The 12659-nt window shown below is 62.7% G+C and carries 9 protein-coding genes and 3 pseudogenes; 5 read left to right on the top strand and 7 right to left on the bottom strand.

All coding sequences use genetic code 11. From position 1 onward, the window contains the following. Positions 1-111: 111 nt before the first annotated feature. The 4 genes from BTN82_RS23020 to BTN82_RS23005 form a co-directional block, all read right to left on the bottom strand. Positions 112-2163: a putative bifunctional diguanylate cyclase/phosphodiesterase gene (locus BTN82_RS23020; RefSeq protein WP_075121396.1), complete on the bottom strand. Its 2052-nt coding sequence runs from the start codon at positions 2161-2163 to the stop codon at positions 112-114. 302 nt (positions 2164-2465) lie between these two features. Next, positions 2466-3062, bottom strand: a complete 597-nt coding sequence (locus BTN82_RS23015) for a superoxide dismutase (RefSeq protein ID WP_075121395.1) — start codon at positions 3060-3062, stop codon at positions 2466-2468. A 176-nt stretch (positions 3063-3238) separates the two neighbouring features. Then, on the bottom strand, positions 3239-3844 hold the full coding sequence (locus BTN82_RS23010) for a LysE/ArgO family amino acid transporter (RefSeq protein ID WP_075121394.1): 606 nt from the start codon (positions 3842-3844) through the stop codon (positions 3239-3241). A gap of 5 nt (positions 3845-3849) precedes the next feature. Further along, positions 3850-4251: an ACT domain-containing protein gene (locus tag BTN82_RS23005; protein ID WP_075121393.1), complete on the bottom strand. Its 402-nt coding sequence runs from the start codon at positions 4249-4251 to the stop codon at positions 3850-3852. Between the two features lie 96 nt (positions 4252-4347). Here BTN82_RS23005 and BTN82_RS23000 point away from each other — a divergent pair, with 96 nt between their 5' ends. The 4 genes from BTN82_RS23000 to BTN82_RS22985 all read left to right on the top strand — a co-directional run bounded on the left by BTN82_RS23000 (position 4348) and on the right by BTN82_RS22985 (position 8243). After that, on the top strand, positions 4348-5241 hold the full coding sequence (locus BTN82_RS23000; protein ID WP_075121392.1) for a LysR family transcriptional regulator ArgP: 894 nt from the start codon (positions 4348-4350) through the stop codon (positions 5239-5241). Positions 5242-5337: 96 nt separating this feature from the next. Then, a complete protein-coding gene (locus BTN82_RS22995; RefSeq protein ID WP_075121391.1) occupies positions 5338-6330 on the top strand; it encodes an NAD-dependent epimerase/dehydratase family protein in 993 nt (330 codons plus the stop codon). A 95-nt stretch (positions 6331-6425) separates the two neighbouring features. Next, positions 6426-7262: an ATPase gene (locus tag BTN82_RS22990; protein WP_075121390.1), complete on the top strand. Its 837-nt coding sequence runs from the start codon at positions 6426-6428 to the stop codon at positions 7260-7262. A gap of 135 nt (positions 7263-7397) precedes the next feature. Next, entirely contained in the window at positions 7398-8243 is an 846-nt protein-coding gene (locus BTN82_RS22985; RefSeq protein WP_075121389.1) for a cache domain-containing protein, read from the top strand. 72 nt (positions 8244-8315) lie between these two features. On the opposite strand, the gene BTN82_RS22980 is transcribed toward BTN82_RS22985, so the two are convergent. Next, entirely contained in the window at positions 8316-9842 is a 1527-nt protein-coding gene (locus tag BTN82_RS22980; protein WP_075121388.1) for an MDR family MFS transporter, read from the bottom strand. Positions 9843-9919: 77 nt separating this feature from the next. Continuing rightward, positions 9920-11093: pseudogene (pobA, locus tag BTN82_RS22975) on the bottom strand (4-hydroxybenzoate 3-monooxygenase). A gap of 186 nt (positions 11094-11279) precedes the next feature. On the opposite strand from pobA, the pseudogene BTN82_RS22970 reads away from it, so the two are divergent. Next, positions 11280-12151 (top strand): annotated as a pseudogene (locus tag BTN82_RS22970) (helix-turn-helix domain-containing protein); the annotation flags it as partial. 350 nt (positions 12152-12501) lie between these two features. On the opposite strand, the pseudogene BTN82_RS31215 reads toward BTN82_RS22970, so the two are convergent. Then, positions 12502-12659, bottom strand: a pseudogene (locus tag BTN82_RS31215) (LysR family transcriptional regulator); the annotation flags it as partial.

Raw genomic sequence — 12659 nt, 5'->3', positions numbered from 1 at the left:
ACTGCGACATAATGCGAAAGATTTGCATTATGTGTAAAGAGTTGTACCTGGAAATATTTCCCATTCAACCAGCGATTGCGCTGGATCAAGCCTATGCGCGGAATCAGTGCTTCAGAGGATGGCCGCGTTGCTGCGCTGGGCCTGTTTCAGGTAGGCGCTCAACTCCCGTGCCGGCAGGGGTTTGCTGTAGTGATAACCCTGACCTTCGTGGCAGCCCTCGGAGATGATGTAGGCCTCCTGCTCGGCGGTTTCCACGCCTTCGGCGATCACCTGCATGCCCAGGCTTTTGCCCAGCTGGATGATGGCCCGGACGATGGTCGCGTCGTCATCGTCGTCCAGCAGGTCCTGGACGAAGCTCTTGTCGATCTTGATCTTGTCCAGCGGCAGGCTCTTGAGGTAACTCAGGGACGAGTAACCGGTGCCGAAGTCGTCGATGGCGATCAGCGCGCCGGAGCGACGCAGGCTGAGCAGGTGCTGGGCGGCGGTGCTGATGTCTTCCATCAGGCCGGTTTCGGTGACTTCCAGCTCCAGGCTGCGCGGCGGCAGGCGGTAGATCTGCAGCAGGTTGTTGACCACCCGCGGCAGCTCGGCGTGGTGCAGTTGCACGGTAGACAGGTTGACCGCCATGCGCAGGTCGCTGAAGCCCAGGTCATGCCATTCGCGCAGTTGGCGGCATGCCTGGTCCAGCACCCATTCGCCGATGGCGATGATGGTGCCGTTCTGCTCGGCCAGGGGAATGAACAGGTCCGGCGGGACGAACCCGTGTTCCGGGTGCTGCCAGCGAATCAGCGCCTCGACCCCGACCACCCGATGATCGCGATAGCTGATCTGCGGCTGGTAGACCAGGTGGAACTGTTCGCGGGTCAGGGCTTCGCGCAGGTCTTTTTCCAGCTCGCGGCGCCGGCGCATCTCGCTGTCGACGCTGGCGATGTAGAACTGATAGCGGTTGCGCGACCGGCTCTTGGCCAGGGTCATGGTCTGTTCGGCTTTCTGCAGCAGTTTCTCGGTGCTGTCGCCGTCTTCCGGGAACAGGGTGATGCCGATGGTGGCGCGCAGGCGGATTTCCTGATGGTCGAGGGCGAACGGCGCTTCCAGGTCGTCGAGAATGCTCTGGGCCAGCTCCGCCGCTTCGTAGGGTTGTTCGATATCGGCCTGGACCAGGGCGAACTGGTCGCCGCCGAGACGGGCGAGGGCGCCGAGACGGCCGCTGTGGCCCCGCAGGCGATCGGCCAGGGCCAGCAGCAATTGGTCGCCGGTCTGGTAGCTGAATTGCTCGTTGATGCCCTTGAAGTCGTCGAGGCCAACGCAGAGCACCGCGACCCGGCGTTGCAAGCGGCCGGCGTCGACCAGGATCTTGTCCAGTTGCTGTTGCAACTGTTGGCGGTTGGGCAGACCGGTGAGGAAGTCGTATTGGGCCATGCGCAGCAGGCTGTTTTCCGCTTCATGGCGCAGGTGGGTGTTGCGTTCGATCGAGGCCAGCAACTGGTTGGCGGTGTTGATCCAGATCCCCAGTTCGTTTCGCTCGTGGCCCTTGAGCAAGGGAATCTGGTGCTCGCTGGGACGGTCCGGATTGATGGTGGTCAGGTGTTCGATGATGCGCGACAGCGGCTTGGTCAGCAGCCAGTGGTAAACCAGGTACAGCACCAGGCCCATGGCCAGGGCGCGTAGTACGCCGGAAACGAAAATGATCACCGAGCTGACGATGAACCCCTGGCCATAGGTGGCCGTGTCGAGGGTGATGCTCAGGTCGCCGTAGTATTCGCTGTAGGGGCCACGACCGACCAGTTGGGTGGTGAAGGTGCGCTCCTGGCCGAGGATCAGGTCGGTCAGCCAGCGGCTGGGGGATTTCTGCAGGTCGCGGGTTTTTTCCGCGAGCATGGTTTCGTTGGGGTGGCCAATAGAGGCCATACGCACGGCGTCGTCCTGGAACAGGCCTTCGATGACTTGCATGCCCATTTCCCGATCCAGGCTGTAGACCGCTTGGGTCGATGGGTCGCGAAACATGTCGAGAATGCGCTGGGCATCGTTAGCGACCGCCTGCCGAGTCTTGTAGGCATCGAAGACGATCTGTGCGCAGCTCAAGACCACGCCCACTATCAGTGCCGACAACAGCACAACCCGGAGCAACTTCACCGACAAGCTGTTTTTGAGTTCCAGCTTCAAAGGGTTATTCCTTGTTCCGTGCGTGTAGCGTCAAGTTGCCATGAGTATTGGCAATCCCGTGGTGGCAGTCAAAGGGACAATCATGCCCAGGATATTTCAGCTTCAGGCTTGGCTGGAATACCAGGATTCAGCCTATCTGCGCTTATCGGTTATATGTCGGTAGCGAGGCCTTGCAACTTGAGGGGTGGACGGTACTTTATACCTGAATACAGGTGAGCGCGCTGAGCCGATGCGGTCAGTTCGACCTTTGCCCATAACGAAAAAAACCCGGCAATGCCGGGTTTTTCTGACTGCAAACGGGCTTAGGCGACGAAGGTCTTGCCTTCGAATTGCTCGGCCACGAATTTCCAGTTGACCAGGTTCCAGAACGCTTCGACGTACTTCGGACGAACGTTGCGGTAGTCGATGTAGTAGGCGTGTTCCCAGACGTCGCAGGTCAGCAGCGGGGTGTCGCCGCTGGTCAGCGGGTTACCGGCGCCGATGGTGCTGGCCAGGGCCAGGGAACCGTCAGCCTTTTTCACCAGCCAGCCCCAACCGGAACCGAAGGTGCCGACGGAAGTCTTGGTGAACTCTTCCTTGAACTTGTCGAACGAACCGAACGCTGCGTTGATGGCTTCCGCCAGGGCGCCGGTTGGTTGGCCGCCGGCGTTTGGCGCCAGGCAGTTCCAGTAGAAGGTGTGGTTCCAGACCTGAGCGGCGTTGTTGAAGATACCGCCCGAGGAAGACTTGACGATCTCTTCCAGGGTTTTGCCTTCGAACTCGGTGCCTGGCACCAGGTTGTTCAGGTTCACGACATAGGTGTTGTGGTGCTTGTCGTGGTGGTATTCCAGGGTTTCCTTGGAAATGTGCGGCTGCAGGGCATCGTGTGCGTAAGGCAGCGGCGGCAATTCGAAAGCCATGATGATTCTCCTAATCAGGTCAGTTGCGGTGAGCGCAAGGCCGATCACGGGCGGCCAGACAAGCGCCGGGGAGTTTGTACTCTTTGCGGCGCAGGGTTCGGATCATAGCACCGGGGGTGCGGCTTAACCACGCAACAACTGTGTGGGATAGAGGTTCCAGAGCCTTTTGGAGTCAATCATGCGGCAGAGGAGACGAGTTGAAACGCCACGCTGAACATCATCACCGCCACCAGCAGATCGAGAATGCGCCAGGTGCTTGGGCGGGCCAGCCAGGGAGCCAGCCAGGCGGCGCCCAGGGCCAGGGTGAAGAACCACAGCAACGAGGCGCTGGCCGCCCCGACCACGTAGGCGCCGGGTTCGGTCTGCTGGGCGCCCAGCGAGCCGATCAGCAGCACCGTGTCCAGGTACACGTGAGGGTTGAGCAGGGTCACCGCCAGGGCACTGAGCAGTACCGCACGCAGCGAACGCACGGTCTGGTTTTCGCCCTGTTGCAGGCTCTGTCTCGAACAGGCGCGACGCAGCGCCAGGCTGCCGTACCAGATCAGGAACGCGGCGCCGCCCCAGCGGGCAATCGCCAGCAGTGTCGGGTTCTGCGCCAGCACGGTGGCCAGGCCGAAGACCCCGGCCGCCACCAGCAAGGCATCGCAGGTCACGCACAGCACCGCCACCGGCAGATGGTGTTCGCGCCGCAGGCTCTGGGCCAGGACAAAAGCGTTCTGGCTGCCGATGGCCATGATCAGCCCGGCCGCTACCAGCAGCCCGTTAACGTAGCTTTGCCACATGTCGTTTACTCCTCGCCCGCCGCCAATTGCCGCAACACGTCCATGGCGCGTTCGGCATCGGCTTTTCCTACAAACAGGTGATCGTGGTAGTAACCGGCGATCACGTTGCAACTGATCCCGGCTTTGCCCAGGGCACTGGCGAAGGCGGCGGTCAGGCCGACGGCTTCCAGGGCCGAATGCACGTTGAGGGTGATCCAGGCCGCGACGTAGTCGAAACCCAGCCCCAGCCGTTCGGCTTGCTGGCGCTCGAGGATCACCGTGAGTCCTTCCTGTTCGCGAAAGCTGCCCAGGACTTCGCAGTCGTCAAGCAGCGCGCGGTCGGCGATGGAGCAGAACACGTAGTCGCCGCGGTTGAGCTGCGGGCTCATGCTGCGCAGCAGGGTATCGAGGGCGGTTTCGCCAGCCATGAAAAAGGTCCTTGAAGGAGAAAGCATGCTGGCTATTCTCCGGTCGCAGGCTGTATAAGAAAAACCAATATTACTGATCGCTCATTAGGAAAACTGATGTTCGACTACAAGTTGCTTTCCGCCCTGGCCGCGGTGATCGAGCAGGCCGGGTTCGAGCGCGCGGCGCAGGTGCTGGGGCTATCGCAATCGGCCATCTCCCAGCGGATCAAGTTACTCGAGGCGCGGGTCGGCCAGCCGGTGCTGGTGCGAGTCACGCCGCCGGCGCCGACGGACATCGGCCGGCGCCTGCTCAACCATGTGCAGCAGGTACGCCTGCTCGAGCGCGACCTGCAGAGCCAGGTGCCGGCGTTGGACGAAGAAGGCGTGCCGGAGCGTTTGCGCATAGCCCTCAACGCCGACAGCCTGGCGACCTGGTGGGCCGATGCGGTGGGCGACTTCTGTGCCGAGCAGCAGGTACTCATGGACCTGGTGGTCGAAGACCAGACCGTGGGCCTCAAGCGCATGCGTGCCGGGGAAGTGGCCGCTTGTGTTTGTGCCAGCGAGCGGCCGGTGGCGGGGGCCCGCAGTGTGTTGCTCGGCGCTATGCGCTACCGCGCCCTGGCCAGCCCGGCGTTCCTGGCGCGGCATTTTCCTCAAGGCGTGAAAGCCGAGCGGCTGGCGCGCACGCCGGCCCTGGTGTTCGGTCCGGACGATTTTCTGCAGCATCGCTATCTGGCGGCGTTGGGCGTCGACGGCGGTTTCGAGCATCACCTGTGCCCCTCGTCCGAAGGCTTTATCCGCTTGACCGAGGCCGGACTGGGCTGGGGCCTGGTGCCCGAGCTGCAGGTGCGCGACCAGTTGGAGCGGGGTGTGCTGGTGGAGTTGTTGCCTGATAAGCCGATCGATGTGCCGCTGTACTGGCATCATTGGCGCAATGGTGGCCAACTGCTGGGCCTGCTCACCGAGCGCCTGGTACGTTCTTCAGCGCAATGGCTGGTGCCGTTGGCCTGACGGGAGGCGTCAAGGCATCAGGCAATACCCTCACGCAATACTTCCCGCGGTACAGGGCGCGGCAGGTATGAAACACGAAAGCAATCGGAGCACGTCATGAAAATTCTGGTCACCGGCGCAAGCGGCTTCATTGGCGGACGCTTCGCGCGTTTTGCCCTTGAACAGGGCCTCGATGTGCGGGTCAACGGACGCCGGGCCGAAGGTGTCGAACATCTGGTGCGGCGCGGGGCCGAGTTCGTCCAGGGTGACTTGAGCGATGCGGACCTGGTGCGCGACCTGTGCCGTGATGTCGACGCGGTGGTGCACTGCGCGGGCGCCGTAGGGCTCTGGGGGCGTTACCAGGACTTCCACCAGGGCAACGTGCAGGTCACGGAAAACGTCGTCGAGGCCTGCCTAAAGCGCAATGTCCGGCGCCTGGTGCACCTGTCGTCGCCGTCGATCTATTTCGACGGTCGCGATCACCTGGGGCTGACCGAGGAACAGGTGCCCAAGCGCTTCAAGCACCCGTATGCAGCGACCAAATACCTGGCGGAGCAGAAGGTGTTCGGCGCCCAGGAGTTCGGCCTGGAAGTGCTGGCGCTGCGCCCGCGTTTTGTCACCGGCGCCGGCGACATGAGCATTTTTCCGCGCCTGTTGAGGATGCAGCGCAAGGGTCGCCTGGCGATCATTGGCAACGGCCTGAACAAGGTCGACTTCACCAGCGTGCAGAACCTCAACGAAGCCTTGCTCAGCAGCCTGCTGGCCAGCGGCTCGGCCCTGGGCAAGGCCTACAACATCAGCAACGGTGCACCGGTGCCGCTGTGGGACGTGGTGAACTACGTGATGCGCCAGATGAATGTGCCGCAGGTCACGCGCCACCGTTCCTTTGGCCTGGCCTACAGCGTGGCGGCCCTCAACGAAGGCTTCTGCAAACTCTGGCCGGGCCGTCCGGAGCCGACCCTGTCGCGCCTGGGCATGCAGGTCATGAACAAGAATTTCACCCTGGATATCAGCCGCGCCCGGCATTATCTGGACTACGAGCCAAAGGTCAGCCTGTGGGCGGCCCTGGATGAGTTTTGCAATTGGTGGAAGGCTCAGGACATAGGCTGAAAACAAACACTGAACCGAGTGCGGGGTTCAGGGTCAATCCAGCGGTTTATACTCGCCGCATTCAGCGATTACTGCAGTTTTAGAAAGGTTGCCCCATGCGTAACGATGCCAACGACGACTTCGACGATGTTCCAAGCCTGCGTGCCGATACCCTCGACGATGATTTTCCGACCACGGCGGCGGCGCGCGAGCGCACTTCGGTGCACTCGTGCAGCGCGCCCGCGGCCAAGGTCAAGGCACCGAGCGCCGGGCCGTTGTGGGCGCTGGTCGGAGCCTTGTTCTTCGCCTTCATCGGCCTGGCCTGGTGGAGCTTCCAGCAGATCTCGCTGATGGAGCAGCAACTGGTTGCGACCCAGGAAAGTTTTGCCCGGATCAGCGAGGAAGCGGCGGGGCGCCTGCAGGATATTTCCGGCAAGGTGGTGGCCAGCCAGTCCAGCGTCAACAGCGACAGCGAGGCCTTGAAGCTGCAACTCAAGCAACTGGAAACCCGCCTGCAGGACCAGAACAAGCAGCAGCAAGGCGTGGCCGGGCAGGCCACGGACCTGGACAAGCGCCTGGCCCAGATGAACACCCTGGCCACCGAACAGCAGGCGGCCAACAGCCAGTTGCAGGCGCAGGTGAAAACCTTGAACGCCGAACTGACCGCGCTGAAAAGCGCACCGGCCGACACCAGCAAGGTCGATGCTCAGTTCAAGAGCTTGAACACCGAGATCGCCGCCTTGAAGAAACAGGGCAACCCGAGCGCCGCCATCGAACGTCTGGAGCAGGACATGATCGTGCTCAAGAGCCAGCAGGACAACCGTCCCGCTACCGCCCAGGGCGCTACCAACACCGCCGAGTTCGACGCGTTCCGCGGCCAGGTCACCCGCAACATCAATACCCTGCAGAGCCAGATCCAGAACCTGCAACAGCAGCTCAATACCCGTCCCTGACCTAGGCGGCCTTCCCACTTCTCGCGTGGGAAGGCCGCGGGTTTCGTTTCACCTCCCCCTGCGTGGCCTGAATACTCGACCATATCCCGTAGCCGTCTACGCTCTTGAAACACCAACAAGAACGGGGGATGTGCAATGAGGGTATTGCTGAAGACCATTGGGTGGGGCTGGCTGCTGATGTTGTGTTTCAGCCAGGCGCAGGCGGCGACGGCGGCGGACGATGCCACGGCGGCCAAGGCCCTGCTGGAGAAGGCCCTGGCTTACTACCACGATCAGGGAGACAAGGCGTTCGCCGCGTTCAGCCGGCAGGGCGAGTTCGTCGACAAGGACCGTTATGTGTTCGTGGTCGACACCCAGGGCGTGATGCTCGCCAGTGGCGGGCCGTCATCGGCGCTGATCGGCCGCGATGTGTCCGAAGTCCTCGGCCCGGACCTGCAAAAGGCGTTCAAGGATGCCTTGAAGATTCCCGAGGGCAATGGCATCCAGCAAGCCGAATACCGCTGGCAGAACTGGGCCGACGGCAAGGTCGAGCGCAAGCATGTGTATTTCCAGCGCATTGGCCAGCGGATTCTCGCGGTCGGCTATTACCTGCCACGGGCTTCCGCCGAGCAGGCCAAGGCCTTGCTGGACAAGGCCGCGAGTGAGTTGGTCAAGGACGAGAAGGGCACGCTGACGGCGATCAACTCGCTCAAGGGCGGCTTCCTGCAAGACGACCTGTATGTGTTCGTGGTCGACCTGGACAACCAGCGCTACGTGGCCCACGGCACCAACTTGCGGCTGATCAATACCGACTTCGGCAAGGTCAAGGACCCGGACGGTAAACCGGTGGGCGAACCGATCCTGGCGTTGATGGCCAAGCAGGATCAGGGCGAATACGAATACCGCTGGAAGAACCCGGTGACGTCCAGGGTCGAAGACAAGCATGCCTACCTGCGCAAGGCCGGACACTTCCTGGTGGCGGTGGGGTATTACAGCCCTTGAGGACCGATCGCGAGCACGCTCGCTCCTGCAAACGCACGATTTTCTGTAGGAGCGAGCGTGCCCGCGATAGCGTCAACCGCGGGCCTGCCTGACCTTCTCTTCGCGCCCGCGCAGCACGGCGTTGGGCATTGCCAGCGCCGCCGCCAGCCCCAACAGCGACACTGCCGCGCTGACCATCAGCAAGTGCTGGAAGGTCAGCAGCAGTTCTGCGCGCAAGGCTTGCTGCTCCGAACCCGGCGCGGCGTTCAGGCCGTCTAGCAGTACACTGCCCGAGCCTTCGCCGATCAGCGTCGAACCGCTCAACTGGGCGAAGCTGGAGTCCTGTAACAGCGCCAGCAACAGTGCCGACATCAGGGCCACGCCCACTGCGCCGCCGAGGGAGCGGAACAGGTTGGTGGTGCTGGTGGCGACGCCGATGTCCCGTTGTTCCACCGAGTTCTGGCTGCCCACCAGGGACGTCGGGAACTGCATGCCGGAAGCAATCCCGCTGAGCAGCATGAACAGGCTGCTCAGCAGCACCGCCTGGGGCGGGCTGAAGGCCATGCCGAGAATGCTCAGCGGCATCAGCAGGGCACCGCCAAGGATCATCGGTTTGTAGCGCCCGGTCACTGAAGTCATGCGCCCGGCGCAGTAGGCGCCGATTGGCAGGCCGATGGCCAGGGGCAGCAGGTGCAACGCCGCGCTGTCGGCGCCGGCGCCGGTGACGCTCTGGAAGCGCAGTGGCATCAACACCACCAGCGAGATGGACTGGAAACTGGTGAAGAACACGGTGCACCAGCACAGCATGGCGTTGCGGTTGCTGAACAGGTGCATGGGCAGCAGCGGTTCCACGGTGCGTCGTTCGTGCCAGGCGAACAGGGCCAGGACGATCACGGCGCCGACCAGCAGGCCTGCTACTTCGCGACTGCGCCAGGCGTGGCCCTGGCCGAAGTGAGTGATCGCCAGCAGCAGGGCGGTCAGGCCGACGATCATCAGCAGCGTGCCGAGGTAGTCGATGATCGGTTTGCGTTGCGGAATCGGCAGCCCCAGCAGGTTGCGCCGGGCAATCAGCCAGGCGCCCAGGCCCAGGGGCAGGTTGATCAGGAACACCCAGCGCCAGGACAGGTACTCGGTCATGTAGCCGCCGAGCACCGGGCCGGCGACGCTGGCCGCCGCGTACATACTGCTGAAGTAACCCTGGTAACGCCCGCGCTCGCGAGGCGGGACGATGTCGCCGATGATCGCCTGGCTCACCGAGATCATTCCGCCGGCGCCGATGCCCTGGAAGATCCGCGCCAGCACCAGCTGCTCCATGCTTTGGGCCATGCCGCAGAACAACGACGCCAAGGTGAACAGGCCCATGCCGAACAGCATCAGCTTGCGTCGCCCATAGAGATCGCCGAGCTTGCCGTAGATCGGCACAGCCACGGTCATGGCCACCATGTAGCCGGAGATCACCCAGGCCAGCAGGCTGACGTCCTTGAATTGCGCGGAGATCGCGGGCATGGAGACGGCGACGATGGTCTGGTCCAGGGCGCCGAGAAAGATCGCCAGCATCAGCGCGATCAGGACGCTGCGCAGGGCCGGTTTGGGCTGGCCAGGCTGATTGGGATGAGTCACGACAGAACCTGCGGGCAGTGATTGACCCGCGGGGAGCAAGGCGAGCGGGAATGCTCGCCAGTGTACTCGATAGGCTCCTATTCGATAGCCTCGTAAGGAAGCCCGACGTAATTTTCTGCAATGGTTTTGCGCCCGGCTTCGGAGTCGACGAAGTAGTCCAGTTCCGATTCGGCGATACGTTGGCTGAAGTCGTCGGCATCGGGGAAACGATGCAACATCGCGGTCATCCACCAGGAGAAGCGCTCGGCTTTCCAGATCCGCCGCAGGCAGATCTGCGAGTACTTCTCCAACAGGTCGATGCGTTGTTCGCGGTAGACCTTGAGCAGGATGTTGAACAGGGTGCTGACGTCGCTGGCGGCCAGATTCAGGCCCTTGGCTCCGGTGGGCGGCACGATGTGGGCGGCGTCGCCGACCAGGAACAGCCGTCCGTATTGCATCGGCTCGACCACGAAGCTGCGCAGCGGCGCGATGCTTTTCTCGATCGAAGGACCGGTCACCAGGCGCTCGGCCAGCGCCTCGGGCAGGCGCGTCTTGAGCTCGTCCCAGAAACGCTGATCGGACCAGTCCGCGACGTTCTCATCCGCCGGCACCTGCAGGTAGTAGCGAGTGCGGGTGGTCGACCGCATGCTGCACAGGGCAAAGCCGCGTTCGTGGCGGGCATAGACCAGTTCGTCGTGCACCGGCGGGGTGTCGGCGAGAATGCCCAGCCAGCCGAACGGATAGACCCGTTCGAACACCTTGAGCTTCTCGGCCGGGATCGCTTGCCGGGCGACGCCATGGAACCCATCGCAGCCGGCAATGTAGTCGCACTCCAGGCGATGGGGTTCGCCCTGGTAGTCGAAGGTCAGGTAGGGCTGCTCGCCGTGCAGGTTGTGGGGCTGCACCTTGTCGGCCTGGTACAGGGTGCGGGCGCCGATGGCTTGCCGGGCGTGCATCAGGTCGCGGGTGACTTCGGTCTGGCCGTAGATCATCACGCTCTTGCCGCCGGTGAGGGCATGCAGGTCGATGGCCACCCGACGGCCGTCCAGGGCCAGCTCGAAACCGCCGTGCACCAGGCCCTCGCGTCCATGACCCCGGCCTGGCGCAGAAGGTCGACCATGCCTTGTTCCAGGACCCGGCGCGGATGCGTCCGAGTACGTAATCCGGGGTTTGGCGTTCAACGATCAGGGTGTCGATACCGGCCTTGTGCAGCAGTTGGCCGAGCAGCAGTCCGGAGGGACCAGCGCCAATGATGGCGACTTGAGTTTTCAGGGTTTTCATTGTTTTTATGGCTCGCAAGCGTCACGCGAACAGGTTCGCTGAGTGATTTTTATGTTTCGAGTGCCTGCATTTTTCACTTGTGATGCTGTCAGTTGAAGGTGAAAACTGAGCCGATGTCTGTTCATTTCACCAATCGGTGCGATTATCGCCCGTCACCCAGCGTCCTGGATTGCAGTTATGAATAAGCCAGCCCTGCCTTCAATTCCGGTGTTCAAGCTCTATGGGGAAAGCCTGGACTGGCCGACGCCGGACCTGCTGCATTGCGAAACCATTTCCCAGCGCAGCCGCGAGCATCAATGGGAAATCAAGCCGCACCGGCATGCCGATCTCTGCCAGTTACTGTTTGTGCACCGCGGGCAGGCCGAGCTCGAGGTCGAAGGCCAGCGCACGTTGCTGGGGGAGTCGGCGTTGCAGATCCTGCCGCCCTTGTCGGTACACGGCTTTCGTTTTTCCGCGGACATCGACGGTTATGTGGTGACGCTGGCGGCGCCATGATGGCCCATCTGCAATCCCAATTGGGCCACTCGGTGAACGCCCTGGCCACGGCCGAGAGTTACCCGGCCGGCGCCGATGGCGATTACCTGAACGGCCTGTTTGCCCAGCTCCAGGGCGAATACCTGGGGCGCGAACCGGCGCGCGACATGCTCATGCATTCGCTGGTCAGCGTGATCATGGTGTGGGTCGGCCGCCAGGCGATCCGTCGCCGCAGCGCCAGCCAGCGACCGCAGCGGGCACGGGAGTATTTCAATGGGTACATCCAGCTGGTGGAAACCCACTACCGCGAGCATGTGAAGGTCGAGGACCTGGCGCACAAGCTGGGGATTTCCGTTTCCCACCTCAACGGCACTTGCCGCGAACTGGCAGGCCAGCCGGCCTTGCAGATCATGCATGAGCGCCAGCTGCTGGAAGCCAAGCGGCTGCTGACCTACACCAGCATGACGATCTACGAGATTTCCGACGTCCTGGGCTTTTCCGACCCCACCAACTTCACCCGGCTGTTCCGCCGCCGGGTCGGGATCTCGCCCAAGGCCTTCCGCGACCGCTTGAAAGAGCGATCACGAGGGCTGAAGGCCGCGCACCTGGATCATTTCAGGGCGTTGAGGGTCGCGTTATGCGGGATGCATTGGTCGACGTTGCAGCTGGCGTAGATACGTGGCTGCTGGCGGGCCTGCTCGACGCGATAGGCCGCGGTTCCGTAGAGCGCCAGGGTCGCGGTGCAGGTGACGAAAATGGCCAGGTATCTTCTTGTTTCTGATGTTCATGGCAAGCACCTCTGAACGAATACCCGCGCGCATGCGAAGGTACTGTTATCAGCATAGATCAGCCACCTGGATCAGCCATGGCCACTTACCCGTTCGCGGCCAGGGTGTTGCCTGGGTATTCAGCCGTCTTATCGGGGTCAGAGGCCCTTGTCCCAGGCCGGCTCTTCGGGGAAGCGCAGCACCAGGAAGTCGAGCATGCTGCGCAGGGCCGCCGGCATGTGTTTGCGTGATGCGTAGACCGCGTACATGTTCATTTGCCGGGGTTCGGCATGCGCCAGCAGGCGCACCAGTTCGC

Source organism: Pseudomonas chlororaphis, assembly GCF_001921865.1.
GTDB classification, from domain to species: Bacteria; Pseudomonadota; Gammaproteobacteria; order Pseudomonadales; family Pseudomonadaceae; genus Aquipseudomonas; species Aquipseudomonas chlororaphis_D.
This window is presented reverse-complemented; position numbering and strand designations above follow the sequence as displayed.